This is a genomic window from Amycolatopsis sp. NPDC004079, assembly GCF_040610415.1.
In the GTDB taxonomy this organism is placed as follows: Bacteria; Actinomycetota; Actinomycetes; order Mycobacteriales; family Pseudonocardiaceae; genus Amycolatopsis; species Amycolatopsis halotolerans.
The window spans coordinates 1-25,872 of sequence record NZ_JBEXMH010000038.1 but is presented as its reverse complement, the minus strand read 5'-3'; the positions used below and the strand labels follow the sequence as shown (position 1 = coordinate 25,872).

32 protein-coding genes are annotated in these 25,872 nt (G+C 69.3%); 13 read left to right on the top strand and 19 right to left on the bottom strand.

Features of this window, described 5'->3' with window-relative positions:
- Positions 1-45: 45 nt before the first annotated feature.
- Genes ABZX37_RS31390 through ABZX37_RS31380 form a run of 3 tightly spaced genes read right to left on the bottom strand, consistent with a single transcriptional unit; the run spans position 46 to position 1,069 of the window.
- A complete protein-coding gene (locus ABZX37_RS31390; RefSeq protein ID WP_354745650.1) occupies positions 46-348 on the bottom strand; it encodes a DUF3040 domain-containing protein in 303 nt (100 codons plus the stop codon).
- Positions 342-662 carry a DUF3618 domain-containing protein gene (locus tag ABZX37_RS31385; protein WP_354745648.1) on the bottom strand — a complete coding sequence of 107 codons (321 nt, stop codon included), beginning with the start codon at positions 660-662 and terminating at the stop codon, positions 342-344. The genes ABZX37_RS31390 and ABZX37_RS31385 overlap by 7 nt, the downstream gene beginning before the upstream one ends.
- Positions 659-1,069 carry a phage holin family protein gene (locus ABZX37_RS31380; protein WP_354745646.1) on the bottom strand — a complete coding sequence of 137 codons (411 nt, stop codon included), beginning with the start codon at positions 1,067-1,069 and terminating at the stop codon, positions 659-661. The genes ABZX37_RS31385 and ABZX37_RS31380 overlap by 4 nt, the downstream gene beginning before the upstream one ends.
- 355 nt (positions 1,070-1,424) lie before the next feature.
- On the opposite strand from ABZX37_RS31380, the gene ABZX37_RS31375 reads away from it, so the two are divergent.
- Entirely contained in the window at positions 1,425-2,282 is an 858-nt protein-coding gene (locus ABZX37_RS31375) for an SDR family oxidoreductase (RefSeq protein ID WP_354745644.1), read from the top strand.
- Between the two features lie 61 nt (positions 2,283-2,343).
- Here the strand turns inward: ABZX37_RS31375 and ABZX37_RS31370 are convergent, their stop codons facing one another.
- Positions 2,344-2,493: a hypothetical protein gene (locus ABZX37_RS31370; RefSeq protein ID WP_354745642.1), complete on the bottom strand. Its 150-nt coding sequence runs from the start codon at positions 2,491-2,493 to the stop codon at positions 2,344-2,346.
- 300 nt (positions 2,494-2,793) lie between these two features.
- Entirely contained in the window at positions 2,794-3,129 is a 336-nt protein-coding gene (locus ABZX37_RS31365) for a plasmid stabilization protein (RefSeq protein ID WP_354745640.1), read from the bottom strand.
- 98 nt (positions 3,130-3,227) lie between these two features.
- Here ABZX37_RS31365 and ABZX37_RS31360 point away from each other — a divergent pair, with 98 nt between their 5' ends.
- A complete protein-coding gene (locus ABZX37_RS31360) occupies positions 3,228-5,180 on the top strand; it encodes an aconitate hydratase (protein ID WP_354745638.1) in 1,953 nt (650 codons plus the stop codon).
- A gap of 3 nt (positions 5,181-5,183) precedes the next feature.
- On the opposite strand, the gene ABZX37_RS31355 is transcribed toward ABZX37_RS31360, so the two are convergent.
- Positions 5,184-6,083: a Ku protein gene (locus ABZX37_RS31355; protein ID WP_354745781.1), complete on the bottom strand. Its 900-nt coding sequence runs from the start codon at positions 6,081-6,083 to the stop codon at positions 5,184-5,186.
- A 102-nt stretch (positions 6,084-6,185) separates the two neighbouring features.
- Here ABZX37_RS31355 and ABZX37_RS31350 point away from each other — a divergent pair, with 102 nt between their 5' ends.
- Positions 6,186-6,800, top strand: a complete 615-nt coding sequence (locus ABZX37_RS31350) for a DUF47 family protein (protein WP_354745636.1) — start codon at positions 6,186-6,188, stop codon at positions 6,798-6,800.
- A complete protein-coding gene (locus tag ABZX37_RS31345) occupies positions 6,801-7,796 on the top strand; it encodes an inorganic phosphate transporter (protein ID WP_354745634.1) in 996 nt (331 codons plus the stop codon).
- Here the strand turns inward: ABZX37_RS31345 and ABZX37_RS31340 are convergent, their stop codons facing one another.
- From ABZX37_RS31340 to ABZX37_RS31330, 3 genes are read right to left on the bottom strand one after another with little or no spacing between them, the layout of a single operon-like run.
- The gene (locus ABZX37_RS31340; RefSeq protein ID WP_354745632.1) at positions 7,797-8,426 is read right to left on the bottom strand and encodes a phosphoribosyltransferase family protein; all 630 of its coding nucleotides are present in this window, start codon (positions 8,424-8,426) and stop codon (positions 7,797-7,799) included.
- On the bottom strand, positions 8,423-8,851 hold the full coding sequence (locus ABZX37_RS31335; RefSeq protein WP_354745630.1) for a hypothetical protein: 429 nt from the start codon (positions 8,849-8,851) through the stop codon (positions 8,423-8,425). The genes ABZX37_RS31340 and ABZX37_RS31335 overlap by 4 nt, the downstream gene beginning before the upstream one ends.
- Positions 8,836-9,162 carry a DUF3040 domain-containing protein gene (locus ABZX37_RS31330; RefSeq protein WP_354745628.1) on the bottom strand — a complete coding sequence of 109 codons (327 nt, stop codon included), beginning with the start codon at positions 9,160-9,162 and terminating at the stop codon, positions 8,836-8,838. The genes ABZX37_RS31335 and ABZX37_RS31330 overlap by 16 nt, the downstream gene beginning before the upstream one ends.
- 148 nt (positions 9,163-9,310) lie before the next feature.
- On the opposite strand from ABZX37_RS31330, the gene ABZX37_RS31325 reads away from it, so the two are divergent.
- Complete coding sequence (locus ABZX37_RS31325; protein ID WP_354745626.1) at positions 9,311-9,526, top strand: hypothetical protein; 216 nt, start codon at positions 9,311-9,313, stop codon at positions 9,524-9,526.
- Between the two features lie 97 nt (positions 9,527-9,623).
- Here the strand turns inward: ABZX37_RS31325 and ABZX37_RS31320 are convergent, their stop codons facing one another.
- Positions 9,624-10,157 carry a hypothetical protein gene (locus tag ABZX37_RS31320; protein WP_354745624.1) on the bottom strand — a complete coding sequence of 178 codons (534 nt, stop codon included), beginning with the start codon at positions 10,155-10,157 and terminating at the stop codon, positions 9,624-9,626.
- A 484-nt stretch (positions 10,158-10,641) separates the two neighbouring features.
- Between ABZX37_RS31320 and ABZX37_RS31315 the strand changes: the two genes are divergently transcribed.
- The 4 genes from ABZX37_RS31315 (at position 10,642) to ABZX37_RS31300 (ending at position 13,590) form a co-directional block, all read left to right on the top strand.
- Positions 10,642-10,884: a hypothetical protein gene (locus ABZX37_RS31315; RefSeq protein ID WP_354745622.1), complete on the top strand. Its 243-nt coding sequence runs from the start codon at positions 10,642-10,644 to the stop codon at positions 10,882-10,884.
- On the top strand, positions 10,877-12,490 hold the full coding sequence (locus tag ABZX37_RS31310; protein WP_354745620.1) for a hypothetical protein: 1,614 nt from the start codon (positions 10,877-10,879) through the stop codon (positions 12,488-12,490). The genes ABZX37_RS31315 and ABZX37_RS31310 overlap by 8 nt, the downstream gene beginning before the upstream one ends.
- An 11-nt stretch (positions 12,491-12,501) precedes the next feature.
- On the top strand, positions 12,502-12,735 hold the full coding sequence (locus tag ABZX37_RS31305; protein ID WP_354745618.1) for a hypothetical protein: 234 nt from the start codon (positions 12,502-12,504) through the stop codon (positions 12,733-12,735).
- Between the two features lie 99 nt (positions 12,736-12,834).
- Positions 12,835-13,590: a hypothetical protein gene (locus ABZX37_RS31300; RefSeq protein ID WP_354745616.1), complete on the top strand. Its 756-nt coding sequence runs from the start codon at positions 12,835-12,837 to the stop codon at positions 13,588-13,590.
- 7 nt (positions 13,591-13,597) lie between these two features.
- Here ABZX37_RS31300 and ABZX37_RS31295 read toward each other — a convergent pair whose 3' ends face one another.
- Positions 13,598-14,059, bottom strand: coding sequence for a cupin domain-containing protein (locus tag ABZX37_RS31295; RefSeq protein WP_354745615.1), 462 nt, complete (start codon positions 14,057-14,059; stop codon positions 13,598-13,600).
- A 65-nt stretch (positions 14,060-14,124) separates the two neighbouring features.
- On the opposite strand from ABZX37_RS31295, the gene ABZX37_RS31290 reads away from it, so the two are divergent.
- The gene (locus ABZX37_RS31290; protein WP_354745613.1) at positions 14,125-14,679 is read left to right on the top strand and encodes a helix-turn-helix domain-containing protein; all 555 of its coding nucleotides are present in this window, start codon (positions 14,125-14,127) and stop codon (positions 14,677-14,679) included.
- On the opposite strand, the gene ABZX37_RS31285 is transcribed toward ABZX37_RS31290, so the two are convergent.
- The 3 genes from ABZX37_RS31285 to ABZX37_RS31275 form a co-directional block, all read right to left on the bottom strand.
- Entirely contained in the window at positions 14,676-15,035 is a 360-nt protein-coding gene (locus ABZX37_RS31285; RefSeq protein ID WP_354745611.1) for a hypothetical protein, read from the bottom strand. The genes ABZX37_RS31290 and ABZX37_RS31285 overlap by 4 nt on opposite strands.
- A 53-nt stretch (positions 15,036-15,088) precedes the next feature.
- Positions 15,089-16,291 (bottom strand): FAD-dependent oxidoreductase, encoded by a 1,203-nt coding sequence (locus ABZX37_RS31280; protein WP_354745609.1) that lies wholly within the window; start codon positions 16,289-16,291, stop codon positions 15,089-15,091.
- A gap of 143 nt (positions 16,292-16,434) precedes the next feature.
- Positions 16,435-16,977 carry a hypothetical protein gene (locus tag ABZX37_RS31275; protein ID WP_354745607.1) on the bottom strand — a complete coding sequence of 181 codons (543 nt, stop codon included), beginning with the start codon at positions 16,975-16,977 and terminating at the stop codon, positions 16,435-16,437.
- Positions 16,978-17,138: 161 nt separating this feature from the next.
- On the opposite strand from ABZX37_RS31275, the gene ABZX37_RS31270 reads away from it, so the two are divergent.
- Positions 17,139-17,621 (top strand): DoxX family protein, encoded by a 483-nt coding sequence (locus ABZX37_RS31270; protein WP_354745605.1) that lies wholly within the window; start codon positions 17,139-17,141, stop codon positions 17,619-17,621.
- 60 nt (positions 17,622-17,681) lie between these two features.
- Here the strand turns inward: ABZX37_RS31270 and ABZX37_RS31265 are convergent, their stop codons facing one another.
- From ABZX37_RS31265 to bioB, 3 genes are all read right to left on the bottom strand, one after another.
- Positions 17,682-18,038, bottom strand: a complete 357-nt coding sequence (locus ABZX37_RS31265; protein ID WP_354745603.1) for a hypothetical protein — start codon at positions 18,036-18,038, stop codon at positions 17,682-17,684.
- 115 nt (positions 18,039-18,153) lie between these two features.
- Entirely contained in the window at positions 18,154-19,299 is a 1,146-nt protein-coding gene (locus ABZX37_RS31260) for an 8-amino-7-oxononanoate synthase (RefSeq protein ID WP_354745601.1), read from the bottom strand.
- Positions 19,296-20,333 (bottom strand): biotin synthase BioB, encoded by a 1,038-nt coding sequence (gene bioB, locus ABZX37_RS31255; RefSeq protein WP_354745779.1) that lies wholly within the window; start codon positions 20,331-20,333, stop codon positions 19,296-19,298. The genes ABZX37_RS31260 and bioB overlap by 4 nt, the downstream gene beginning before the upstream one ends.
- Before the next feature lie 69 nt (positions 20,334-20,402).
- Here bioB and ABZX37_RS31250 point away from each other — a divergent pair, with 69 nt between their 5' ends.
- On the top strand, positions 20,403-20,945 hold the full coding sequence (locus tag ABZX37_RS31250) for a TetR family transcriptional regulator (RefSeq protein ID WP_354745599.1): 543 nt from the start codon (positions 20,403-20,405) through the stop codon (positions 20,943-20,945).
- Here ABZX37_RS31250 and ABZX37_RS31245 read toward each other — a convergent pair whose 3' ends face one another.
- A complete protein-coding gene (locus ABZX37_RS31245; RefSeq protein WP_354745597.1) occupies positions 20,946-23,264 on the bottom strand; it encodes an amino acid permease in 2,319 nt (772 codons plus the stop codon).
- A 249-nt stretch (positions 23,265-23,513) separates the two neighbouring features.
- On the opposite strand from ABZX37_RS31245, the gene ABZX37_RS31240 reads away from it, so the two are divergent.
- Positions 23,514-24,449, top strand: coding sequence for a bile acid:sodium symporter (locus ABZX37_RS31240; protein WP_354745777.1), 936 nt, complete (start codon positions 23,514-23,516; stop codon positions 24,447-24,449).
- Here the strand turns inward: ABZX37_RS31240 and ABZX37_RS31235 are convergent.
- Positions 24,438-25,625 carry a methionine--tRNA ligase gene (locus tag ABZX37_RS31235; protein WP_354745595.1) on the bottom strand — a complete coding sequence of 396 codons (1,188 nt, stop codon included), beginning with the start codon at positions 25,623-25,625 and terminating at the stop codon, positions 24,438-24,440. The two genes, ABZX37_RS31240 and ABZX37_RS31235, sit on opposite strands and share 12 nt — an antisense overlap.
- Positions 25,626-25,872 lie beyond the last annotated feature (247 nt).

Sequence of the window (25,872 nt, the reverse complement as noted above, 5' to 3'; positions counted from 1 at the left end):
GGGACGCGCTCGCGGGGCGGTCGTTGACGGTTTCCTGACAGTGATCTAGCGAACGCCCGGCGGGTCGGTGCGAGAGCCGGCTTTCCAGTGCCGCACCGCGAACGGCCCGCCCAGGAGCACCGCGAGGCCGACGACCCCCGCCACGATCATGCCCGGCCGCGAGTCGAACGCGCCGGTCGCGATCAGCACGACGCTGGTGATCGTCGCCAGGATCTCCAGCGCGGAGCGGCGGCGGTGCGGGTGGAGACGGCCGGATCCGCGGTCCAGCTTCGCGCCGAGCCGCGGATCCGTCACGCGCAAATCGCGCTCGATTTCGTTCAGGGCACGCTGTTCCCGGTCGGTCAGCATGCGCCGCCCTGCTTCCGGTGCGCGTGCCGGCGGCGGATCAGGAACCGCAGCACGAACACGCCGCCGAAGGCCGCCGCGAACAGCGGGAGCGGGTTGTTCCGGACGGCCTCCGCACCGGCGCGGACCTTCTCCGCGGCCGGGGCCGAGACGGTCTTCTCCACCTGTTCGGCCGCCCGGTCGATCGTCTCGTCGACCTTTTCGCCGGCGCGCGTCCGGACGTCCAGCTTGTGCCCCAGCGCGTCCAGCGTTTCGGCCAGTTCCTCGCGGGTGACGTCCCGGTCCGCACGGGCCTCTTCCACCTTGCGTTCCGTCATGACCGCACCTGCTTCATCGTCTCGACGTCCTCGCGCACCCTGTCCACGGATTCCTCCGGCACCGGCCCGCCAGCGCGGCTCGCCTCCTTGCCGCCGACCAGCGCGGCGAGCCCCGCGACCAGCAGCAGCGCGGCCCCGACGAGCACCGCGGCGAGCCAGCCGGGCAGCACGAGCGCGAGGCCGAGCACCGCCGCGGCGATCAGCGTCGCGCCGCCGAAGAGCGCCAGGATCCCGGCGAACCCGACGAGGCCGGCCCCGATGCCGAAGCGCCTGCCCTTCGTCTGCAGTTCGGCCAGCGCCAGGCGGAATTCGTCTTGGAGCAGGCGTTTGAGGGAAGTGGTCAGATCGGCCGCGAGGTCCGCGGTGGACTTCTCCCGCGAGGGAGTCCGGTTCATTTCCTCCAGCACGGTTCTTCCTCCTTCCTGCTCGAGGCGTACCCGGCCTGGGGACGGCGAAACGGGCCGATTCCAGCTTGGCGTACGCCTTGCGGAGCGTACGGTTCAGGGCAGGCGGACGTCGCCCGCGCCATGCCCGATCCGGAGACCGGCGTGCTGGCCGAGGCGATGTCGCACGATTACCGATCGCCCCGGGTTTGCTGGTCGCGGAGCGGGGTAACCGCCGCGCATCCGCGGAGCGGGCCAGGGGGCGAGGGGCCGCGCAACCGTCGCAGGGGAACGGTTGCGCGGCCGTTCGTGTGATTGAAGTGCTCCGGAGCGGGTAGCCGGACCGCGACGGCACCGACCTTCCGGGGAGGACTCCCGCATGGCAGAACGCATCCGACCGCCGCAGCAGCAGGACCCGCCGGGCACTACCGCGGAAATGGACCCGCAGCCGCGCGATTCGATGACCGACTACGAGGGCCGCGGCCTGCTCGCCGGACAACGCGCGCTGATCACCGGCGGCGACTCCGGCATCGGCCGCGCGGTCGCGATCGCCTTCGCGAAAGAAGGCGCGGACGTCGCGATCTCGTACCTCAACGAGCACGAAGACGCCGAGTACACGGCCGATCGGGTGCGCGCCGAAGGGCGGGAATGCTTGCTGCTGCCCGGTGATCTCGCCGAGGCGAGCCAGTGCCGGGACATCGTCGAGCACACGCTGTCCGAATTGGACGGTCTGGACATCCTGGTCAACAACGCGGCGACGCAATGGCCGGTCGAAAGTCCCGAGGACCTGACCGAAGAGCAATGGATGCACACGTTCGACGTGAATCTGCACAGCTACTTCCGGGTGACCGCCGCCGCGTTGCCGCATCTCGGCGACGGCGACGTCATCATCAACACCGGTTCGGTGAACGGCTTGCGCGGCAACAAAACCCTCATCGACTACTCGGCGACGAAGGGCGCGATCCACTCCTGGACGTACGCGATGGCGCAGGCGCTGGCCGACCGGGGTATCCGGGTGAACTGCGTCGCGCCGGGTCCGGTGTGGACACCGCTGATCCCGTCGACGTTCCCGCCGGAGAAGGTGGAGAAGTTCGGTCTGCAGGCACCGTTCCAGCGGGCGGCGCATCCGGACGATCTCGCGCCGTCGTACGTGTTCCTCGCGTCGAACCGGCTGTCGTCGTACTACAGCGGTGAGGTGCTGGCCGCTCTGGGCGGCGAGACGGTCCCGGGCGGATAGCTGCGGTCCGGTCCGTGAAGGGCTCCTTGAGGGAATCCGGTGGCGAGCGGTTCGGCGGTGCTCATCGGCCCTCCTCGACCGCGTACTCGGCGGCGGCGTCGGCGTGCAGGCGCAGCCCGTGTCCGGCAGTGGACATCGACGGGGCGACCCGGCCGCCGCTGAGGTCGAGGCCGCCGCAGACAAGTCCAGACCCGGCCGCGGAGCCTTCCACGATTCGGATGACATCCGCCGCCCGTCGCGCGGCGGCGTGAAGTCGAGCACGCGGACGGCACCCTCGGCCGACTCCCATTCGCTGGCCAGGACGAGGGAATCGCCGACGTAACCGCGGCGGGTCGCCGGTCCGCCGTCCGCGAGCTCCCACACCCCGCGCGCTCTTCGTGCAGCAGCGCGGCGAAGCACGCGGGGGAGTCGAACCGCGGCAGGCACAAGCCACTCGATCGTCTCTTCCCGCGATACCAACGCCGAGGTGTGCAGGTCGCCGAGGATCGGGCGCTGGTTCATCGCGGTGGAGTCAGCCCCGGCCCAGCGCCTTCGCCAGTTCCTTCTTCGTCATCGTGGACCGGCCGTGGATATTGCGCTGCTTCGCCTCGTTGTAGAGCTGGTCGCGCGTCGGGCCGCCGGGCCCGAGCCGCTTGCCGGAGCGGTGCCCGCCGCGCTGCTGCGGCGATTTGTCGCGCACCGAGGTCTTGCTCGCGCGGTCCGATTCGCCCGACTGCGCCCGGTTCTTGTTCACCGTGCGGGCGGCGATCTCCTTGGCGCGCTTCTCGCTCGCGCCGCGCTCCTCTTGCGACTCCTCGATGTGCTGGTACTGCCGTTCGCGTTTCGAACTCCAAGCCTGCTGCGGCATCCCAGTCTCCTTCCGCCGTTCTTGATCCCCGGATTGCCCGCGCCCGCGAAGCGGAAACATCGCGGTTCGCCGCGCCGGAAACGGGTACTCGCCCGAGGGTGGGACGCGAACAGACTCTCGCCGGGCGGCTGCTGGCCGAGCACCTGGTCGCCGGCCGGCTCGAACCCGGGACCGAGATCGGCCTGCGGGTCGATCAAACGCTGACTCAGGACGCCACGGGCACGCTCGTGATGCAGGAGCTCGAGGCGCTCGGGCTCGACCGCGCGCGGACCGGGCTGAGCGTCCAGTACGTCGATCACAACCTGCTGCAGGCGGACGAGAAGAACGCCGAGGACCACGCTTACCTGCGCTCGGCCTGCCGCCGGTTCGGGCTGTGGTTCTCCAAAGCGGGCAACGGGGTTTCGCATCCGACGCACATGGAGCGGTTCGGCGTCCCCGGCAAGAGCCTCGCCGGGTCCGATTCGCACACCTGCGCGGCCGGTGCGCTGGGCATGCTCGCGGTGGGTGTCGGCGGCCTCGAGGTGGCGCTGGCCATCGCCGGGGAGCCGCTCTACCTGCGGATGCCGGAGATCTGGGGCGTCCGGCTGGACAACGAGCTGCCGCCGTGGGTGTCCGCTAAGGACATCGTGCTGGAGATGCTCCGGCGGCACGGCGTGAGCGGCGGGCGGCACCGGATCATCGAGTACCACGGGCCGGGGCTGGCCTGCCTGAGCGCGATGGACCGGCACGTGATCGCGAACATGGGCGCCGAGCTGGGCGCGACCGCGACGGTGTTCCCGGCCGACGAGGCGATCCGCGCGTTCCTGCGGGCGGAGGGTCGCGAACACGACTTCCAGGACCTGCGCGCCGGACGTGACGCTTCCTACGACATCGAGGACGAGATCGATCTGTCCACTGTGGAGCCGCTGGTGGCCAAGCCGTCTTCGCCCGGCAACGTGGTTCCGGTGCGGGAGGTGTCGGGGACTCCGGTGGGGCAGGTGGTGATCGGTTCGTCGGCCAACCCCGGGTTCCGGGACTTCGCCGTCGCCGCGGCCACCGTCCGGGGCAGGCAGACGGCCGATTCGGTCAGCTTCGACGTCAACCCGACCTCGCGGCAGATCCTCGTCGAACTGGCCCGCAGCGGGCACCTCACCGACCTCGTCGCGGCCGGGGCCCGGGTGCACCAGGCGGGCTGCCTCGGCTGCATCGGGATGGGCCAGGCGCCCGCGCCCGGCACGAACTCGCTGCGCACGTTCCCGCGGAACTTCCCCGGCCGGTCCGGCGCCTCGGACGATTCGGTCTGGCTGTGCTCGCCGGAAACCGCCGCGGTGTCGGCGCTGACCGGCGTGCTGACCGATCCGCGCGACTACGCCACTGTCCACCACCTCGCCCACCCGCGGGTCTCCGGACCAGCCCGTTCGGCCGCTGACCCGCGCGTCTTCACCGCCCCGCTGCCCGAGGCCGAGGCACTGCGGGAGGAGCTGGTGAAGGGGCCGAACGTCGCCGGGCTGCCGGACTTTGAGCCGCTGCCGGACGAGATCGAGGGCCCGGTCCTGCTGAAGGCCGGAGACGACGTGTCGACCGACGAGATCTCGCCCGCTGGCGCACGCGCGCTGCCGTACCGCTCGAACATCCCCAAGCTGTCCGAGTTCACGTTCACCCGGATTGACGAGGACTACCCGAAGCGCGCGGCCGACAGCCCGGAGCATTTCGTGGTGGCGGGGGAGAACTACGGACAGGGCTCGTCGCGGGAGCACGCCGCGATCACCGCCCGGTACCTGGGCCTGCGCGTGGTTTTGGCTCGGTCGTTCGCGCGGATTCACTGGCAGAACCTGGTCAACTTCGGGGTGCTGCCGCTGGAATTCGCCGAGCCGGAGGACGGCGAGAAGATCCAGCGAGACGACGTGCTGTGCGTGTCCGGGCTGCATCGGCTGGCGGAGACGGCGGAGTTCACCGTGCGGAATCAGACGCGGGGCGAGGAGTACCAGGCGAGGCATCAGCTGTCGCCGCGCCAGGTCGACGTGCTGCTTGCTGGCGGGCGAATTCCGCAGCTGGCGCGGGCGTTGCACTGACCCCTACGACGCCTTCAGCGCAGCCTCCAAATCAGCGCGCGACATCTTCGAGCGCCCCTTGACGTCGCGCTCCTTCGCCAGCTTCTGCAGCTCCGTCTTGGACAGCTCCGACAGATCCGGAGTACGCGGCCGACGGCTGCCGCGCACGCTCTTGGCCAGCGCCTCCATCAGGTCGACCACCTTCGTCGGCTGCTCCGGCTCGGCGGCGGGCGTCACGGTGTTCCCGGCCTTCTTCGCCTCGATCAGCTCCTCCACCCGCTCGCGGTAGGTGTCGTGGAACTCCTCGGGCTGCCACGGCCCGGACATCGCGTCGATCAGCTTGACCGCGAGGTCCAGCTCCTTCTGATTGGTCTTGGCCTTGGCGGGCAGCTGCGGCACGTCGTCCGCGCTGCGCATCTCGGCGGCGTAATGCAGCGTGTTGAGCACGATCACGCCGTCGCCCGCGCGGGCGAGCGCGAGGTGTTCGCGGCCGTGGAAGACGAACTTCGCGACGGCGGCCTTGTCCCGGCGGGCGAGCGCGTCGAGCAGCAGCACGTACGGGCGCTGTGCCTCTTCCTTGGCGGGCGCGAGCCAGTAGGCGCGGTCGAAGTACACCGGGTCGACCTCGGCGAGGTCCACGAAGCTCTCCACCTCGAGCGAGCGCGACCGGCCCGGCGCGATCTCGTCCAGTTCCTCCGGCTCGACCAGCACGTACTCGTCGTCGTCGACCTCCCGGCCGCGCACGATGTCGTCGTAGGCCACCTCGTCGCCGGTCCGCTCGTTGACCCGCCGGTAGCGGATGCGGTCCCGGGTCCCGCGCTGGAACTGCGTGAAGTGCACCGCGTGGTCCTCGACCGCCTTGTACATCCGCACCGGGACGTTCACCAGGCCGAACGACAGCGAACCCTGCCAGACCGGACGTATCTGCCCCTCCTTCCTCCCTGGTTGCCCGCTGGGTACCCGATGCGGGCATCCGGCACACCGCGCCGGTGTAACCGCGGGGCATTCGGGGTAACTGATCTTCCGATGCGCATAAAACCTCGCGGAAGCCAGTTCTTCCAGCTGCTCGCGGACGCGGCGGCGAACCTCGTCACCGCCACCGCGCTGCTGCGCGACCTCACCGAGGTGCCGCCTGGGGAGCGGGAGGCGATCGCGGCCCGGCTGCACGAGGTCGAACACGCCGGCGACGACCTGACGCACACCATCATGGTCGAGCTGAACAGCACGTTCGTCACCCCGTTCGACCGCGAGGACATCCAGGCGCTGGCCGCGCGGATCGACGACGTCCTGGACTTTGTGGACACTGCCGCCGACCTCGCGGTGCTGTACCGGCTCGAGGAGTTTCCGCCGGGCACCAAGGGGATGCTGCGGGTGCTGTGCCGCGCCGCGGAGCTGACCGCGGAAGCGATGCCGGGGCTGGCGAAGGTCGGCGAGCTCTCGCCGTACTGGATCGAGATCAACGCGCTCGAGAACGAGGCGGACCACACCTACCGGCGGATGCTCGCCGACCTCTTCCAGCCCGGGGCCGACGCGCTCGAAGTGCTCAAGGCGAAGGAAGTCGTCGAACAGTTCGAACTGGCCGCGGACGGATTCGAACACGTCGCGGACGTGGTGCAGACGATCGCGGTCAAGGAGTCCTGAGTGGACGGCACCGCCGCGCTGGTCGCGGTCGTGGCGCTGACGATTTTCTTCGACTACACCAACGGTTTCCACGACGCGGCCAACGCCATCGCCAGCGCGGTGTCGACGCGGGCGCTCCCGCTGCGCACCGCGCTCGTGCTGGCCGCGGTGATGAACCTGGCCGGAGCGCTGCTGTCGACCGGGATCGCCGCGACGGTCGCGAAAGGAATCATCGACGTCCCGGCCGGTCCTGGCGCGCTGACCGTGGTGCTCGCCGCGCTGGTCGGCGCGATCGCGTGGAACCTGGTGACCTGGTATTTCGGGCTGCCGTCCTCGTCGTCGCATTCGCTGATCGGCGGGATGGTCGGGGCCGCGCTGGCCGCGGCGAGCACGGTGCACTGGACCGGCATCGTGGAGAAGGTGCTGCTGCCGATGGTCGCTTCGCCGCTGCTCGGGCTCGTGCTCGGCTACGCGGCGATGGTGGCGGTGCTGTGGTTGCTCCGGCGGGCGAATCCGCATCGCAGCGGACGGGTGTTCCGGCGGCTGCAGATCGTGTCGGCCTCGGCGCTGGCGCTCGGGCACGGGTTGCAGGACGCGCAGAAGGGCATGGGCGTGCTCGTCCTGGCGCTGATCGCGGCGGGGAAGCAGAACACGTTCTCGGTGCCCCTGTGGGTGACGCTGGTGTGCGCCGGGGCGCTGTCGCTCGGGACCTGCTCGGGCGGCCTGCGGATCATGCGGACCCTCGGCCGCCGGGTGTTCCCGCTCGATCCGCCGCACGGGTTTGTCGCGGAATCGGTGGGGGCTTCGGTGCTGTACCTGACCGCTTTTGCGGTGAAGGCGCCGATTTCGACCACGCACGTGATCACCGCGGCGGTAATGGGAGCCGGCGCGACGCGGCGGCTTTCGGCGGTGCGGTGGGGGATCGCGCGCGACATCGTGCTGGGGTGGGTGCTCACGTTCCCGGCCGCGGCGGGGGTCGCGGCGCTGGTCTTCTGGGTCTTGTCGGCATTCGGCTGATCACTTGGGCACCAAGGCGAGGACCTCGTCGTCGCTGGTCGGGCTGAAGTCCGCATAGAACTCGCCGACCGCGCGGAATTCCTCCGGCTCCCGCAGGCACACCACCTCGTCCGCCTCGCGAGCCAGCTTGTCCAGCGCGGACGGCGCGCCGACCGGAGCGGCGAAGACCAGCCGCAGCGGTGCGTACGAGCGAAGGGCCCGCAGCCCGGCGATCGCGGTCCCGCCGGTGGCCACGCCGTCGTCGACCACCACCACGTCGCGTCCGGCCGGTGAGCGCGGGACGCGACCGCCCAGGTAACGGCGGACCTGGTCGCGGGCTTCGGTGCGGGCGCGATCGACGAGAGGGGCGACGTCGTCGGTCGTCAGCCCGAGTGCGCGAAGCCCGGCGCGGTCGAAGAACGGCGGCCCGTCCGCCGCGACGGCGCCGAGGCCGAGTTCCGGCCGTCCCGGTGCGCCGATCTTGCGGGCGACCAGGAGTTCCAGCGGTGCGTCCAGTTCCCGGGCCACCGGTGCGGCGACCGGCAGACCGCCGCGGGCGAGCCCGAAGACGACCGGGTCGGTCCAATCCCGCCAGGCCAGTACGGCGGCAAGCTGGATGCCTGCGTCGGCTCGGTTCCGGAACGGTTTCACCGCCAGACCTTCTTCGCAGCCTGGCGGAACCGACTGTCCTTTATGGACTGCACGATGCGGCGCAACAGGTGAGTTCCGCTGCGCTCGTGGGGCAGTTCGCAGCGAAGCGCTTCATTGAAGCCTTGAATCGTGTTTTTGGCCCCGCAGTACGCGCTCTGCAACGGGATTCCGCGATACGCGAGCGCCGAACCGACCTGGACGATCATGCGTTCGAGGGCGGCGATTGTGCCGTGTCCGAAACCGAGATAGGTTACCTCGCTGACCCGGCGGCATTCCTCGGGTTTGACGTCAGTGAAGCGGGCGAACACCGAACTGAACGCGACATCGGCTACGTACGTCGGCAGCTCCAGCGGCGTGCCTCCGGCGTCCCGGATGTCCTGCGCTGCGACGGCGCTGGCCCTGGTCACGACTACGACGGGCGGCATGGGAATCCTTTCCCCGGACCGGGAGCCCGGCGGGTCGGCGGACGCAGGCACTCCTGGCGGGCGACGTGCCCGCACACCGCGACCGCGGCCAGCACGAAGCCGAGCGGCGCCTCCGGCGGAAAGACGATCCCGCAGGCCACGAGCCCGGCGGCGATCGCGGTGAGGGCCCAGCACGCCACCGGACACGCGCGGCGGAGCGGCCATGCCTGCTGGCCGAACGCGCGGCGCACCCACGGCGCGTCGGTGGCGAGAAACTCCCGTTCCATCGACCGCGGCGCCCGTTGGGGATCCGGCTGCCGGTGCACGGCCATCGCCCGCTCCCTTCCGCCCTGGCCGACGGCTTACCCGCTTCTGGCCAGGGCAAACCGGAAAGGCGGAAGCGTCCGGTTTGCCCGGGAAGGCGAAGGGTAACCGGGCGGGCGAGCGCCATCACCGGAGAACCTACGGAGGGAGCACGAGATGAGCAGGCTGCTGGTGGACCCGGAGAGCGCGACCGTCCCCTGTGGACAGTGCGGCCGCGAGGCGGTGCACGTGGGCAGGCTGGTCCAGGAGGACGGGACGCCGGTCAGCCACGCCGTGGTGTGCACGGTGTGCCGCGCGCATCGGCCGGGGCCGGGGCTGGGGGAGACGCGACGTCCTCGGCTGGCGATGCTTACGCGGCCCGCCGAACACTGAGAGCTGCCCCGTCGCGGAGCGGCAAAGATCCGTGAAGGGCTCCTTGAAGGAATCAGATTCCTTCAAGGAGCCCTTCACGGAAAGCTGAAACCCCAGATCAGTCGATGCCCAGCACCGATTCCGCGGTGGTCCAGTTCGTGAGCATGGCGTGCTGCGCGTCGGCCAGCGTGGCTTTCCCCGCGCACACCGCCTTCTTCACCGCGTTCTCGACGGAATCCTTGCTGTAGGAGTTCTGGTCGCCGTCGTGCGGTTCGGGCCAGAGGTTCTTCGGGTCCTTCGGCGCGCCGCCCAGTTCGAGCGGCAGGAAGTGGTCCTCCTCGTAGGAGCTGAGCGAGGTGTCGGAGTAGCCGTAGTCGATGATGCCCTGCTTCTTGAGCTTGTTGGTGTAGCTCGTCGGCGGGCGGATGGTGGCCGTCCAGCCGGAGACGCAGATCGTGTCGTCGATGGTGTCCTGGGTGACGTCCGGGTTGGTCGCGCCGGGCGTGCAGGCCGGGTCGGGGAGCGGGAGATAGGACTGCGAGCACTTCGCGGCGAGCGAGTGCTGGACGTCGGCGTGCGCGGCCGGCGCGACCAAAGCGAGCGAACCGGCCAGAATGACGGCAGGCGCGGCGAAACGGGCAAGTCGGGACATGGAAATCTCCTCCTCGGGCACGGTCGCGCCAGCGTCCGCCGAGACCGGGTTATCGCGGTACCTACCTTCGAAGGAATGAGTGAAGAATTAACCGGGCGCTCAACTTGTCGGGCGACAAAATGCACAAGGTGGACGTAAATCCGGGGTTGCGAAGCGGCTTTCGCGCGAGATGATCAGCGAATGCGGCGCAACCCGGTCAAGTGCGGGTGAACGGCCTAAAACAGCTTGATCCGCCAGCATTCGGGCGTACGGGGCAGGGGTGGGCCGCGGGCTCCCGGAGCTTGGAAAGGTTCTTCGAAACCGTTTCCGGTCGGTTTTTATGCGCCTTCCCGGGGAATCGGGGAAAAAATGGTGCAATTGATTTCCGCTGCGCCGTTCGGTTGAAGGTTGCGGCGCGCCGGTATCTGTTCCCGGTCGTTGTGCGACCTTTTTCGTGAACGCCGCCGGAATCGATCTTTTCCGGCGGATTTCCCGGGGGTGAGCGATGAGCGAACGGTCCGGTGCGGGACGCGGCGAGGGAGCGGAAAGCGGTCCGGCGGGCGAAAACGCGCCCGCCGAACCGGAATCGGGGTACGAGATTCCGATCGGGATGCCGGTTCCGGCCGCCGAGATGGAGCGGCTGAAGGCGGCCGCGCGGCGGCACCGCGATCGGGAGGAGGAGGCCGACGCCCCGGCACGGGCCGGCGACGCGGCCGCGGAGGAAGAGGGTGATCACCGTGATGCCTGAAGCACAGGTGCTCGAGGGCCAAGCCGGCGAAACGGCCGGCGGCGCGTCGCGGGAGATGGCGGATCTGACGGTCGGCGAACTGCTCGCCGAACCGCCGTCGCCGGACCGGTCTCCGTTGTTCGCGCAGCGGTTTCCGGTGCCGGTCGAGGAATACGACCAGCTGAAGACCGGGGCGCGGGAGCACAGTCCGGAAGCGCTGGCGCCGGAGGACGCGCTCGGCGTGCAGCTCGACGAGGAAGCGGCGATCGAGCTGTCGGAGGAAAACCCGCCGGAGGACGAGATCGTCGAGGGGCTGGCCCCGGCGGCGTCGGCGAGCTTCGAGGGGATTTCGCAAACCGCCTTCCGCCCGCCGGACTGCACGGTCGCGGTCGGCCCGAAGCAGGTGATGGCGGCGGTCAACGTCGACCTGGTCGGCTACGACAAGACCGGCCTGCAACAGTTCCGCTGGGCGAACTTCACCGCGATGTTCAACCCGGTTCTGCCTGCCGGCGCACAGCTTTTCGACCCGAAACTCGCGTACGACCACTACAGCGGCCGGTGGATCGTCTGCATCGCCGCCCGGCGCGCGAACCCGCAGGGATCCTGGATCATGCTCGGCGTCTCGCAGACCGGCGACCCGGCGGGCGGATACTGGATCTGGAGCACCGACGCGACCTCGAACGGCTCCACGGCCACCGCCAACTGGTCGGACTTCCCGATGCTGGGCTTCGACTCCCAGGCGATTTACGTGTCCACCAACCAATTCGCCTTCGGGGGCGGGTTCGCCTACGCGAAACTGCGGATCTTCAACAAGGCGGAGCTCTACGGCGGCGGTGCGGGCGGGGGCCACACCATCCGCTGGTGGGACTTCTGGGGCCTGAAGAACCCGGACCGCAGTGCCGCGTTCTCCGTGCAGCCGTGCTGCCATTTCCAAGGCGTGGGCGGGAATCCGCGCGCCTACCTGGTGAACTCGCTGTTCCCGTCGGGGGCGAGCCTGACCCTCTGGACGCTGTCGAACCCGCTCGGCCTGTGGTCCGGCGGCGCGCCGTTGCTCTCCTCGACCGCCGTCACCTGCCGCAGCTACAACCTGCCGCCCGGCGCGGTGCAAAAGGACGGCGGGACAACGAGAATCGCCACGAACGACACCCGGTTGCTCAACGCGGTCTTCCAAGCGGCGGGCCGGACCCAGCGGTTGTGGACCACGCACACCTCCGCGTACAGCTGGCCAGGCGACTCCGAGGCGCGGTCCGTGGTGCAGTGGTACGAAATCGACGTGCCCAGCCACTCGATCGCGCAACAGGGCGCGTTCGGCGCACCCGGCAGGCACTACTTCTTCCCGGCGATCCAGACCGACATCTCCCGCAACGCCCACGTGGCGTTCGGCCGGTCCGCCGCGGACGAGTACGGCCACTTCCGCCAGACCGGCCGCCTCGCCACCGACCCGCCGGGCACCTTGCAGGGCAGTGCTTCGGTGATCGCCGGGCAGAGCGCCTACACCGGCGGCAGATGGGGCGACTACTTCGGCATCGGCCGGGACCCGTCGGATTCCCGGACTGTGTGGAGCTACGGCGAATACGCCGGCGCGGGCAACACCTGGCGGACGCGCCTCAACGCGGCGAAGTACTGAGGGAGGCTCTCATGAACACTGCACAAAAGCTCCGCATCGCGGCCGAGGCCGGGCTCGCCGCGCTCAGCGCCGTCGCGCTGGTGCTGACGTTGACGGTTCCGGACTGGATCGAGCGCACGACCGGCGCTTCTCCGGACGGCGGGGGCGGGGAAGCCGAGTGGCTGTTGACGGCTGTCGCTTGCGTGGCGACGGTGTTGTTCGCCGGGCTGGCCGCGTGGGAGTGGCGGCGGTTGCGGACGGTGTGAGCGGTTGGGCAGGCACCGGCTTTCGGGCCGGTGCCCGCTCCTCGCCGGGTCTTGCGCGGAAAGCCAGACGGAGATTTCGGGCTGTCCTAGGCTGATCCGGTGACTGTCTTCGAGCCGTCCTCCGAGATTCGCCGCTCTGACGTTCCGATGTATCTGGTGGAAACCCTGCGCGCCCCGGCCGGGCCCGGTTCCCGGAATACCTTCGGCGGCAGGCCGATCCTGCCCGAGGGCGAGGACTGGCCGGAGTGCTACTGCGGCGCGCGCATGGTGCTCTTCTTCCAGTTGGACGTCCCGCCGGACATCCCGCGGTTCGGCGGCGACCACCTGCTCGTGTTCCAGTGCCCGGTGCACAACGACGCTGCCTGTCTGCGGGAAGATTCGCAGCAGTTTCCGGAGCGCTACTGGGAAAAACCGCGGATTTGGGGCCATCCCGGGGCGTTCTGGCGGATCATGCTGCACCGGGACGCGACCGGCCCGGCCGACGCGGAGGAACCGCATCTTCTCGGCCGCGAACTGGCGCTCCGTCCGGAGCTCGAGACGGAGACCGTGTGGCGGACCGCCCTCCCCGGCGAAACGCACACCGGGCTGAGCGTCGGCCGGGGCGAGTTCAAGGTCGGCGGACTGCCGCGCTGGCAGCAGGATCCGGAAAGCCACCGCTGCGCGTGCGGCGCTGAGATGCTGTTCTTGTGCGGCCTGCCGGAGGATGTCGGGTTCGAGAGCCGCCCGGGTCAGCCTGAACAGCCGGACAGCTCCTATTCCTACGCCTACGTGCTGTTTCTTGGCAACGCACTGTACTTGCTCGCGTGCCCGGAGCACTGTCATCCGGCGGCGGTCTGGCCGGTGCTGCAGCACTGACGCGGAATCAGCTCTCCTCATAGGTGATCGAGTACCGGGCCGCCACCGGATTGATCTTCACCGGGTCCACCGCGCCGTCCGTCAGCACCGCGGGCCCGGCCTCGAACAGATCCTCCAGATAGTGCTCCCACCCGCCGGGCGAGGAGATCTGCAGCAACCGCGGCGCGGGATCCGACACTGCCCGCAGCGCGTGCGGAACCCCGTGCGGCAGCAGCACGAACATCCCCTTCGTCGCGACATGCGTCTCGTCGGCGAAGTCGATGCCCAGTTCGCCTTCCAAGACGTAAATGCACTCGTCGGCCTCGTGGTGGACGTGGCGCGGGATGTCGCGGGCCAGCGTCACCTCCATCAGGGAGAACCGGGTCTCGGTGTCGCCCGTCATCGCCTTCACCGCGAACGCGGGCGGCAGCGGCACCCGGCCCGGGCGCGCCTCGCCGGGCTGCAGCAGCAGGAAGCGGTCCTTCGTCATGGGGTATCCTCTCGAACGTAATGGAAGCGGAGTCCGTTTCCAGATTAACCAGAGGAGGGCGTCGGTTGTCAACGGAGCGCAAGCCGAGGGCGGACGCGGAACGCAACCGGGCACGCGTGCTGGAGGCGGCCCGCACGCTGCTCGCCGAGCACGACGAGGTCCAGCTGCCGGAGATCGCGCGGGTCGCCGGAGTGGGCGTCGGGACGGTGTACCGGAATTTCCCGGACCGGCGGGCGCTCGTGGAAGCGTTGGCGGAGCAGCGGTTCGCCGAGATCGCGGAGTACGCGCGGAAGCTGTGCCTCGACGGGAGATCCGGGGTCAACCGCTATCTGCGGCACGTCGGCGAGGTGCTGTCCGGAGACCGGGCGCTGTCGTCCGCCATCGAGACGGCGCGCGGGTCGGCGGGGAGCGAACCGCGCGGCGATGCCCTGGCGGAGCTGGAAACCGTGGTGGCGCAAGCGATCGCGGCGGACCAGGCGGCGGGGGTGCTCCGCGCGGATTGCACGGTCGGCGACGTGTACCTGCTGGTCGGTTGCTTGTCGTCGGTGGTCCGCACGGGGAGCGGGGACTGGCGGCGGTTTGTGGAGCTGGCGTTGGAGGGGTTGCTGCCCCGGGACTAGTCGTCCAAGCGCATCAGATGAGACGTGAGTTCGCCGTAGTCGTGCATCGCGATCAGCGCGGCGGTCATCTTGCGCACGCCGGGTTCGCGGACGATCACCTGATCGACACAAACGAAGTAGCTGCCACTGGCGCACTCGCCGGTGCTTTCCCAGCGGCGCATGATCCGGTCGACCTCGTCGAGGGTGAACATCGTCGCGCTCCACCGGGAGCCGTCGGGATAGCGGACCTCGACGTCGACGTTGTCCACCTCGTCGGGTTCCTCGCCGCCGCCGACGAGGAACATCGCGTCGAACGCCGAAGTCCGGACGAGGTAGTACGGCGATTCCCAGCCCGCGGAAAGGATTTCAGTCCCCACGGCGAAAGCCTAGCGGGCCGCCCCGGAAACGGAGCGGCCCGCGGGCGCCGGAATCAGGCGAGGTCCTCCAGCGGAACCCCTGGGTCGGCCAGCCGCTCCGGGTCCACTGCCTTGCCGGAGCGGATGAGCGCCTTGATCGGGTCCGTGACGTCCCAGACGTTGACGTTCATCCCGGCCAGCACGCGGTTTTCCTTGAGCCAGAAGGCGATGAACTCGCGCCCGGCCACGTCGCCGCGGAAGACGACGCGGTCGTGGCCCTCGATGGTGCCGAGGTATTCCATGCCGAGGTCGTACTGGTCGGTGAAGAAGTACGGCAGCTCGTCGTACGACTCCTCGTTGCCGAGCATCCCGCCCGCGGCCACGGCGGGCTGGTTGAGCGCGTTCGCCCAGTGCTCGACGCGCAGGTGCTTGCCCAGGAACGGGTGATAGGCGTTCGCGACGTCGCCCGCGGCGAAGATGTCCGGGTCGCTCGTGCGCAGGCTGGCGTCAGCCACCACGCCGTTGTCGACGCGGAGGCCGGCCGCCTCGGCCAGTTCGACGTTCGGCTTCGCGCCGATCCCGGCGAGCACGGCGTCCGCCTCGAGGACGCTGCCGTCGCCCAAGCGGATCCGCTTGCCCTGGCCGCCGTTGGAGATGTGCTCGACCTGGACGCCGAGCCGCAGGTCGACGCCGTGCGCGCGGTGCAGGTCGGCGAACACCGGCGCGACCTGTCGGCCGAGCGCGGTGATCAGCGGCAGTTCGAGCGCCTCGACGACGGTGACCTCGACCCCGGCCTGACGCGCGGCGGCGGTCGCTTCGAGGCCGATCCAGCCGCCGCCGACGACCACCAGCTTGGCCGCGGTGCCGAACAGCTCGCGGAGCCGGTCGGAGTCCTCGATCCGGCGCAGGTAGTGGATCCCCGCGGTGTCCGGCAGCACGCGCGGGCTCGCGCCGGTGGCCAGCAGGAGCTTGTCGTAGCCGAGGCTGGTGCCGTCGTCGAGCCTCACCTGCTTCTCGTCCCGCGCGATCGCGGTCGCCTTGACGCCCTGGCGCAGCTCGACGTTCTTTTCGGCGTACCACGCGGCGTCATGCACCCGGAAGCTCTCGGCGTCGGTGTTGCCCGCGAGGTAGTCCTTCGACAGCGGCGGACGCTCGTAGGGGAGGTGCCGCTCGTCGCCGACGATGGTGATTTTCCCGTCGAAACCCTTGTCGCGCAACGCTTCCGCGGCTTTGGCTCCGGCCAGCCCGGCTCCGATGATGACGAACGACGAGGTCACTGACGAACTCCTTCGATGCGGGGACGACGGGAGTACTTATATCACTAGCGAAGTTTGGTCTTATTCGGGAGCGCGGTCAAGGTGCCCTGATCAGAGGTACCCAGTTGAGACTGCGCCTACCCGGAAAGGTGTTACCTCGCTGCTCAGCCGTACCCGCCGCCGGTGTAGCCGCCCCCGCTGTACCCGCCGGTGCCCGATGGCGCGGTGCTGGGCGCGGCGGGCGCTGCCGCGCCGGTGATCGCGACGCCGCCCGGCGAGACCATCCACCACAGCCCGCCGCTGAGGTTCAGGCCCTGGCCGTTGGTCTGGCCCGGGGAGTGGTCGCCGAGGTAGCGGTACAGCGGATGCCCGTCGAGCGTTTCCTGCTTGGACCCGTCCTGCCGGGTGATCGCACCGAGGCTGCCCTGGGCGGGTCCGGTGAGCTGGGTGCCCGCCTTGACCGGGGGCCAGTAGCTCGCGCAGCTGGCGGTGCAGACGGACTGGCCGTCGTGGTCCGCGGCGAACAAGTAGATCGTGTCGCCGTTGCTGTCGGTCAAATGCGTCGGCGGTGCGGCCGTGCTCCCGTTGGCGCCGCTGTTGCCACCGGTGCCGTTGTTGCCGCCGCACGCCGCGGCGAACAAGCCCGCCGCGGCCAGTGCGGCCACCAGTCCGAAAGTTCTTGGGGTTGCCCGAATTTTGACCTTCATCCCAGCCTCCAACCGTGCGTGGGTGGTGCCCTTCCCTCGACACGCGGCCGGCGCCGGAACGGTTCAGCCCGATTTAGCGAGCGTCACAGCGTCTGGACGGGAGGAACCCCGGCACGTACGGTATGGCAAGCCTTACCTTAGTCACTCTCCGAGGAGGACCCATGCCAGAGCGTGTGCTCGACCGGGCCGTCCCGTTCGTGCTCGGCCTGTTCCGGATCGTCGTAGGCCTGCTCTTCGCGGCCCACGGCGCGGCGGCGCTGTTCGGGATTTTCGGCGGCGGCCCGAAGGGCGGAACGGTCGCGGTGGGCGTATGGCCGTCCTGGTACGCGGCGGTGATCCAGCTTGTGGGCGGCCTTTTGGTGGCCTTCGGGGCGGGTACTCGGATCGCGGCGTTGCTCGCGTCGGGCTCGATGGCGTACGCGTACTTCGTCGTCCACCAGCCGGACGGGTTGCTGCCGCTGCAAAACCACGGTGAGTCGGCGGCGATGTTCTGCTGGGCGTTCCTGTTGCTGGTGTTCACGGGGCCTGGCGCGCTGGCGCTTGATGCGGTGTTCCGGAAGGCACCGGAGGAGGCTCGCGGCGCGCGACCACTGGGTGTCGTGGCAAGCGGCACGGTTCCGGCTAATTCCGGAGCGCGCGACTAGGGGGTGTGCGAAAGGCGCGCGTTCAGCGGACCGCGATCCGCCGAACGCGCGCCTTTCACCTCAGTTGTAGTCGAAGAAGATCCCGGTCAGCGTCACACCGTTAAGCAGGAGGGGCTTGTTGACATTGCCACGGGTGAAACCGTACATGTTTCCTTGGTTGTCCCGCACGGATCCTATGTAGCTGTCCGATACCACCTTACGGGCGTGTCGGATGTCCATCCAGCCAAAGTTGGAACTCTTGTCACCGTCCCAGACATAGCAGTAGGAGCCGCCGTCGTAATAGACCCGGACAACGCTTGAGAGGTTGCACGAGGAGTTCACGACCGTGGCGCTGGCCGGGGTGGTCGCGCCGAGGACTCCAGCGGTGGTGAGACCGGCCGCGATGGCCGCGGTTGCCAGCTTTCGGGCAAGATTCATTGTCTCCCCTGACGATGTGTGCGACGGCTCGTTTCAAGCCGTCGTGGGAGATCGACGCTAAGAGCCGCCGTCCTAGATTCGTCCTAGATCTGTTCCCCGAGCGCGGGCGAGCCGGTCAGACGATGCTCGCGGCGCGCGACCACTGGGCAGCCAGCCGCGCAGCCTCCTGCGCACGATCCAGGTCAACCCCGGCCCGCGCGACTAGCCGGAGCCGGGAGACGCCGTCCGGGACGCTCGGCGGTCGGAAGCAGCCGACGACGATGTCCCGTTCGTACAGCAGGTTCGCGGCGGCCACAGCCTGCTCCGGCGAGTCCGCGGGAATCGACTGCACTGCCCCCGGCGCCCGCGAAACCCCGGCGGCGTCGGCGATCGCGACGGCAGCGTGGTGCAGGTCCTCGACTCGCGAAGGCTCGGCCGCGATGATCCGGCACGCTTCCGCCGCACTCGCCGCGGCGGCGGGGGCGAGGCCGGTGTCGAAGATGAATGTCCGCGCGGTGTTGACCAGATGTTCGCGCAGCAACGGCGATCCCAGCACCGCGCCGCCCTGTGCGCCCAATGCCTTCGACAAAGTGGCGGTCACCGCGACGTGTGGCGCGCCCGCGAGACCGGCCGCGTGCACCGCGCCCCGGCCGTTGCCTGCGACGCCGATGCCGTGCGCTTCGTCCACCACCAGGAACGCGTCGTATTCAGCGCACAATGCCGCGGTGCGAACAAGATCCGTCGCGTCGCCGAGCACGGAATAGATCGACTCGACCACCACGATCGCCCGTTCCTGCGACCGGTCGCGCAGCAGGTGCGCGAGCGCGTCCAGGTCGCCGTGCGGGCAGATCGCGACGGGGGAGCGGGACAGCCGCGCGCCGTCGATCAGCGACGCGTGGATGTGCGCGTCGGTGATCAGCAGCGTGTCCGGCGAGCCGAGTGCGGTGATGACGCCGATGTTCGCCGTGTAGCCGCTGGAAAACCCGAGCGCGGCCGGTTGCCCGGTGAGGTCGGCCAGTTCGCGCTCCAGTTCCGTGTGACACGGCGTGGTGCCGGTGACGACTCGCGACGCGCCCGCGCCCGCACCGTACTTTTCGACGGCTCGGACGGCGGCTGCGCGCAATCGCGGATCGGTGCTGAGGCTCAGATAATCGTTCGACGCGAGGTCCAATGTGGACGCTCGGGGATGCCGTCGATCATCGGTCCGCCGGACGAGGCCGGCGACGTGCCGGTCCCTCTCGGCGGAGGTCAGCCAGTCGTGCATCGACACCACGGCGGTCACGCGTTGGGCGCGGCGGCGGTGCCCGCGCCGCGTTCCCGCAGCGACGGGGAGGAGTGCTCGGCCTGCTGCTGTTCGCCCGCGCCGAGGACCTCGAACCCGGCGTCGGCGATCATCTCGAGGTCGGCCTTCGCGGCCTGGCCCTCGCTGGTGAGGTAGTCGCCGAGGAACAGCGAGTTCACCACGTGCAGCGCGATCGGCTGCAGCGACCGCAGGTGCATCTCGCGGCCCCCGGCCATCCGGACTTCCTTCGTCGGGCAAGCGAATCGCGCCAGCGCGAGGATGCGCAGCGCGCGCAGCGGGCTCAGCTCCCAGGTTCCGGCGAGCGGCGTGCCCTCGAACGGCATCAGGAAGTTGACCGGGATCGAATCGCTGTCGATGTCGCGCAGCGCGAAGATCGCGTCGATGAGCTCGTCGTCGGTCTCGCCCATGCCGACAATCAGGCCGGAGCACGCGGAAAGCCCGGCGGACTTGGCCTTTTCGACCGTGTCGACGCGGTCGTCGTAGCCGTGCGTCGTGCAGATCTCGGAGTACCGCGACTCGCTGGTGTTGAGGTTGTGGTTATAGGCGTCGACGCCGGCTTCGCGCAGCTTCTCGGCCTGGCCGTCCTTGAGCAGCCCGAGGCACGCGCACACCTCCACATCGGAATGCGCGGACTTCACCGCCTCGACGGCCTGCGCGACGCGGTCGACATCGCGGTCGCTCGGCCCGCGCCCGCTCGCGACCAGGCAGACCCGCGACGCGCCGCCCTGGACGCCCGCGCTCGCCTGGCGCGCCGTTTCCTCGGCGGACAGCCACGAGTACTTGAGGATCTGCGCGGACGACCCGAGCCGCTGCGAGCAGTACCCGCAGTCCTCGGGGCACAGGCCCGATTTCAGGTTGACGAGGTAGTTGACCTTGACCCGGTTGCCGAAGTGCGCGCGCCGCAGCCGCCCGGCCGCCGCGACCAGGCCGAGCACGTCCTCGTCCGGGCATTCCAGCACCGCGCGGGCGTCAGTTCGGTCGAGTACGCCGCCGGCCAGCTGCCGGTCGGCCAGGTCGTCGAAGGTTTTGAACACCTATCAAATCCTAGGCGGCCGCTCGGCCGGAAGCAAGCGGCAGGCAGAATGAGAGGGGTGAAGGTGACGCGAGACCAGATCGTCGACCGGGCGTACGAGCTGCTGCGAGAGGCCGGGCTGAGCAGCCTGTCGATGCGGCGGGTGGCCCTCGACCTGGGGGTCCAGCCGGGCGCGCTGTACTACCACGTCGCCAACAAACAGGAGCTGCTCGCCGTCGTCGCCGCGCGGATCCTGAAGGGCCTGCCAGGGGTGGCGAAGGACCCGCGCGACGCGGCTGAAGGCTTCCGCTCAGCGCTGCTGCAAGTCCGCGACGGGGCGGAGGTGGTGTCGTTCGTGCAGGCGTACCGGCCGGATCTGCTGGTGCCCACGCATGCGCTGCGTCGGCTGTTCACCGGGAGGTTCGACGAGCGGCGGGCGGAGTGGGCGGCGCGGACGGTTGTCCATTATGTACTCGGCTTTGTGTCGGAGGAGCAGAACCACGCGGAGCTGGTCCGGGCGGGGATTGTCGAGGAGGATCCGGCGCACAGCGGGGATTCGGACGAGGCGTTCGGGTTCGGTATCGACGCGATCCTCAACGGACTGTCCGGCTGATCACTCGGCGCGGGAACGGTCTTCCTCCTCTTCTCCGGCTGCTTCGAGGATGTGGCAGACCGGGTCGCGGATGACCAGCGGCGCTCCCTCGGCCACTCGGCCGGTCACGCGCAGCACCTGGCCGGGTTCGAGGTCGGGGTGGGCTTGGCTGAATTCCAATGCGACAGTCGCGGTGTCGTCGGTGAGCTGTGCGGTGAGAACCGGTCCGCGAGTGTCCTCTTCGGACACTGTCAGTTCCTGAAGCCTGCCGTCGACGCTGACGTCGGTGCCCGGGCGCAACTCGGCGATGGCGCTGGGGGTCAGTTCTTCCTTCTGTGCGGTGCCGATGCGGGTGAGCAGTCGTTCGACGGCCGCGGTGGCGCGTTCCTCGGGCAGGTGCGGCATGAGCGTGCGGATCCGGGTCTGCACGTCGTACGGCACGATCGTCGCGGCGGCTTGCGGGATGCGGCTGACGATGCGGGCGATCCGGTCGGCGGTGCGGTCGTGCAGCAGCCGTCCGAGCAAGGGCGCGTAGCTTCGGCGCGGCAGGAGCACGGTGACGCTGGTTCGTTCCGCTTCGGTGATCGCCTTCTGTACCAACGTGTAAGCGGCGCGGGCGATTCGCCGGTCGGGGACGTCGATCAAGCGCAGGCCGGTTTTCATGCCGAGCTCTTCCCATCGGGCGCGGAGGCGTTCGGCGGCTTGCGCGTCGATCACGAAGTGCACGGCAGTGATCTTGTCCGGCCGGAGGCTCTTGCCGTAGCGCAGTGCTTCGAGGACAGCCAGGTCGATCGTGTTGACCAGCACGAAAACCTGGTGGCGCGCGTATCGCGTCGGGTTGGCGCGGTTGGCGGTGATGCGTTCGAGCACGGCGGCTTCGGCGCGGTACTCGCGGTTGAGTCTGATGAGGACGAACACGAGGATCGGGAACACCACTACGACCAGCCAAGCACCCTCGGTGAACTTGGCGATGGCGAAGATCCCGACGACCACAGTGGACAGAATCCCGGCGGCGAGGTTGACCGAGAGCTTGAACCGCCAGCCCTGCTCGCGCAGGCGCAGATGGTGTTTGGTCATGCCGTACCCGGCCATGGCGAAGCCGGTGAACACGCCGATCGCGTAGAACGGCACCAGCGCGGTCACCGTGCCGCCGGAGAAGAACAGCAGCGCGACGGCGAGCACAGTCAGCACGAGGATGCCGTTGGAGAACACCAGTCGATGTCCGCGCGTAGTCAGCTGACGGGGCAGGAAACGGTCGCTGGCAACGAAACTGGCGAGGAACGGGAAGCCGTTGAAGCTGGTGTTGGCACCGGTGTAGAGGATGAGCGCGGTCGCGGTCTGGATCGCGACGAACATCGCCTGCCCGAACCAGCCGTCGCCGAACACCGCGCGGGCTTCCTGGGAGACCACCGATGGGTAGCCGCTCGCGTACGGCGTCGCGTGGGTGAAGAAGGCGAGCAGTGACACGCCGCCGACCAGGACGCCGAGGATGACGGCCATCGTGACCAGGACTTTGCGGGCGTTGGGGCCGCGCGGACTGCGGAAGGCGGACACCGTGTTGGAGATCGCTTCCACGCCGGTCAGCGACGAACCGCCGTTGGCGAAAGCACGCAGCAGCACCAGAACCGTCGCGCCGGCGATGAGGCCGTCCCCGTGCTGGACCGGGACCGCGCCGGGCAGGTGGGCGGCGTCGTAGGCCGGGAGCCCGACCGTCATCGCCTTGACCAGGCCGACCACGATCATCACGAGCATCAGCGCGGAGAACAGATAGGTCGGGATCGCGAACGGACGGCCCGCTTCGCGCAGGCCGCGCAGGTTGGCGTAACAGAGCAGGACGACGATCGCGATGGTGATCTCCAGGCTGTACGGCCCTAGCGCCGGTATCGCGGACACCACGGCGACCGTCCCCGCCGAGGTCTGCACGGCGACGGTCACGATGTAGTCGATCAGCAACGCCGCCGCGGCGACCTGCGCGACGCGCGGCCCGAAGTTCTCCCGCGCGACCACGTACGACCCGCCCGCACGCGTGTAGGCCATCACGACCTGCCGGTACGACGCGGCGACCAGCACCAGGATGACCAGGATCACGCCGGTGATCGGCAGCACCAGGCTGAACGCGGCGAGCCCGGCGTAGGGGAGCAGTTCGACCAGGATCTGCTCGGTGCCATACGCCGACGACGAGATCGCGTCCGGGGAAAGCACGCCCAATGCGGTCGTGTTGGAAAGGCGTTCGTGCGTTAATTGCGCGTTGATGAGCGGTTTGCCGAGAAACAGCCGCTTCACCGCGTACCCGAACGCGCCCGGTTCCAGGCGGCGCTGGGGTTCTTCCGTGTCTGTCACGGGCTCAGCATGCACGCGCGACCCGGCTCGCACGCGCTGTGCGGCGAGATCAACCCCATTCCGAAATGCGTTAAGAAATGGGTTCTTCTCTTGCGTCAGGAGTGTATTAAAACGGGACTCGCGGGCGTTAGGATTTCGTCAAGACGGTGGCTTTCCGCGGGCTGCCGGGTCGATCGCTAGGCTGGTCCGGTACCTGGCATTCGTGAAGGAGCGCGCCCGTTGTCGCAATCATCCGGCCTGGTGTCGCGGATGGAACGGCACCAGGTCGTCATCTACCTCGGCGCGCTCGCCGTCGGCGCCCTGCTCGGCTGGCTGGCCCCGGCGGCCGGACCCGGCCTGGAACCGGCGATCAACCCGGTGCTGGCGGCACTGCTGTACGTCACGTTCCTCCAGGTGCCCGCCGCTGAACTGGGCCGCTCCCTGCGCGACGGCCGGTTCCTCGGTGCCGCGCTGGCGGTGAACTTCGTCGTCGTGCCGCTGGTGGTCGCGGCGATGTTCCCGTTCTTCCCGGCCGGACAGGCGCTGCGACTGGGCATGCTGCTCGTGCTGCTGGCCCCGTGCGTCGACTACGTGATCGTCTTCAGCGGCCTGGCCGGAGGCAGCAGTCGCCGCCTGCTCGCCGCGACGCCGTTCCTGCTGCTCGCGCAGATGATCCTGCTGCCCGGGTTCTTGTTCCTCTTCCTGGGCGCGGACCTGGCGCAAGTCGTGCGGGTCGGACCTTTCCTGAAGGCGTTTCTCGTGCTGATCGTCCTCCCGCTGGCGCTGGCCTGGCTCACCCAAGCCTGGGCGGCCCGGCACGAGGCTGGCCGCCGGTTCGCCGCCGCGGCCGGGACCGCCATGGTGCCGCTGATGGCCGCGACGCTGGTGACGGTCGTCGCGTCGCAAACCCCGAAGCTCCACGGCGGACTCGGCCCGGTCGCGTCGGTGGTGCCGTTCTACGTGGTTTTCCTGGTGGTGATGGCGTTCGCGGGCCTCGGCGTCGCGCGGCTGTTCCGGTTGGACGTTCCGGCCGGACGGGCGATCGTTTTCACCGGGGCCACGCGGAACTCGCTGGTGGTGCTCCCGCTGGCGCTGGCGTTGCCGGACGAGTTCGCGGTCGCGCCGGTCGCGGTGGTGGCGCAGACGTTGGCGGAGGTGGTCGGCATGGTGTGTTACGTGCGGTTGGTGCCTCGGTTATTGCGCTAGCCGGGGATAGAGGCGGTCCGGTGCTCCGCTGGTGAGTCGCGCGTGCAGGTGGGCGGCTCCGTCCGGGAGGAACGGGCTGATTTCGGTTGCCAGCTCACGGCAAGTGCTTACGACAGTCCCGAGCACCTCGTCCAGGTCGGTGCCGTTCAACGTCCACGGCCGGGTCTGTTCGACGTGTCGGTTCGCGTCGGCGATCACCTCGACCGCAGCGCCTGTGGCCGCGCGGAAGTCGAAATCCGCGAGTGCCGCGTCGATCCGGTCGGCGAGCGAGTGCACTGTCCTTAGTGGACTGGCAGAGGTGATCCGGCCGGTGCGCCGGGCGAGGCTGAGCACGCGGTGCACGAGATTGCCGAGTCCGTTGGCGAGTTCCTGGTCGGCGCGGGCGATCAGCCGGGCTTCGGTGAAGTCGGTGTCGCCGAGCGGGGCGACTTCGCGCAGCAGCCACCAGCGGACGGCATCCGCGCCGTACCGGTCGATCAGGTCTGTCGGACGGACGGTGTTGCCCGCGCTCTTGGAGATCTTCGCGCCGTCCACGGTCAGATAGTCGTGCACGAAGATGGTGTCCGGCAGCCGTTCGCCCGCCGAGAGCAGCAGGGCGGGCCAGTAGACGGCGTGGAAGCGCAGGATGCCTTTGCCGATCACGTGCACTCGTTCGGTTGCGTCGGTCCAGCGCGCCGGGTCGGCGGTGAGGTAGTTGGCGAGTGCGTCCCACCAGACGTAGATCACCTGATCGGGAGAGCCGGGTACTGGGATGCCCCAGCCGTCCGAGCGGGCGGCGGGGCGGGAGACGCTGATGTCGGACAGCCCGGCGCGCACGAATCCCAGCACCTCACGGCGTCGGGCGGCTGGTTCGATCCGGATCCGGCCGGACTCCAGTAGCTCCAGGATTTCGCCGGAGTAGCGGGAAAGCCGGAAGAACCAGTTCTGTTCGGTGACTACCTCTGGTGGGGTTTCGTGTTCCAGACAGCGTTCGTCGTCGGCGTAGAACTGTTCGTAGCCGAGGCAGTAGCGGCCGGTGTAGTCGCGGAGGTAGAAGTCGCCGCTGCGGGCGCTGGCTCGCCACAGTCGTCGGACGCCGTCGAGGTGTCGGGGGTCGGTGCTGGTGCGGAGGAAATCGTCGGCTGCGAGTCTGAGCGGTTTCTGCAGGGAGGCGAAATGTGCGGCGGCCTGGTTCATGAAGTCTTGTATGGGAGCGTCGCCGCCTTTGCCGTGGTGTAGTTGGCTAGGTAGCTCACCAGCTGTGTTTTTGGCGCCGACTTCGTCGTCGCGGGCGGGATCGCTTTTAAGCCGGCGTTTGGGGGCTGCCCGGCGTGTGGGGCCTTCGGCCTGTCACGCCGGGCAGCCCCCCAACGGGGGGGCGGTGCCCCGGGGGGTGGAAGTTTGGGGGGGGGGGGTGTGGTTGGGGGGGGGTAGGTAGAGCGGG

Bases quoted from the DNA above. Each gene is read 5' to 3' on its own strand.
- ABZX37_RS31275 (WP_354745607.1), bottom strand. From the start codon at position 16,977: ATGAAGGTCAAAATTCGGGCAACCCCAAGAACTTTCGGACTGGTGGCC.
- ABZX37_RS31375 (WP_354745644.1), top strand. From the start codon at position 1,425: ATGGCAGAACGCATCCGACCGCCGCAGCAGCAGGACCCGCCGGGCACT.
- ABZX37_RS31385 (WP_354745648.1), bottom strand. From the start codon at position 662: ATGACGGAACGCAAGGTGGAAGAGGCCCGTGCGGACCGGGACGTCACC.
- ABZX37_RS31235 (WP_354745595.1), bottom strand. From the start codon at position 25,625: ATGAACCAGGCCGCCGCACATTTCGCCTCCCTGCAGAAACCGCTCAGA.
- ABZX37_RS31295 (WP_354745615.1), bottom strand. From the start codon at position 14,059: ATGACGAAGGACCGCTTCCTGCTGCTGCAGCCCGGCGAGGCGCGCCCG.
- ABZX37_RS31390 (WP_354745650.1), bottom strand. From the start codon at position 348: ATGCTGACCGACCGGGAACAGCGTGCCCTGAACGAAATCGAGCGCGAT.
- ABZX37_RS31330 (WP_354745628.1), bottom strand. From the start codon at position 9,162: ATGGCCGTGCACCGGCAGCCGGATCCCCAACGGGCGCCGCGGTCGATG.
- ABZX37_RS31315 (WP_354745622.1), top strand. From the start codon at position 10,642: ATGAGCGAACGGTCCGGTGCGGGACGCGGCGAGGGAGCGGAAAGCGGT.
- ABZX37_RS31335 (WP_354745630.1), bottom strand. From the start codon at position 8,851: ATGCCGCCCGTCGTAGTCGTGACCAGGGCCAGCGCCGTCGCAGCGCAG.
- ABZX37_RS31350 (WP_354745636.1), top strand. From the start codon at position 6,186: ATGCGCATAAAACCTCGCGGAAGCCAGTTCTTCCAGCTGCTCGCGGAC.
- ABZX37_RS31265 (WP_354745603.1), bottom strand. From the start codon at position 18,038: ATGAATCTTGCCCGAAAGCTGGCAACCGCGGCCATCGCGGCCGGTCTC.
- ABZX37_RS31240 (WP_354745777.1), top strand. From the start codon at position 23,514: ATGGAACGGCACCAGGTCGTCATCTACCTCGGCGCGCTCGCCGTCGGC.
- ABZX37_RS31305 (WP_354745618.1), top strand. From the start codon at position 12,502: ATGAACACTGCACAAAAGCTCCGCATCGCGGCCGAGGCCGGGCTCGCC.
- ABZX37_RS31250 (WP_354745599.1), top strand. From the start codon at position 20,403: ATGAGAGGGGTGAAGGTGACGCGAGACCAGATCGTCGACCGGGCGTAC.
- ABZX37_RS31270 (WP_354745605.1), top strand. From the start codon at position 17,139: ATGCCAGAGCGTGTGCTCGACCGGGCCGTCCCGTTCGTGCTCGGCCTG.
- ABZX37_RS31365 (WP_354745640.1), bottom strand. From the start codon at position 3,129: ATGCCGCAGCAGGCTTGGAGTTCGAAACGCGAACGGCAGTACCAGCAC.
- ABZX37_RS31310 (WP_354745620.1), top strand. From the start codon at position 10,877: ATGCCTGAAGCACAGGTGCTCGAGGGCCAAGCCGGCGAAACGGCCGGC.
- ABZX37_RS31320 (WP_354745624.1), bottom strand. From the start codon at position 10,157: ATGTCCCGACTTGCCCGTTTCGCCGCGCCTGCCGTCATTCTGGCCGGT.
- ABZX37_RS31325 (WP_354745626.1), top strand. From the start codon at position 9,311: ATGAGCAGGCTGCTGGTGGACCCGGAGAGCGCGACCGTCCCCTGTGGA.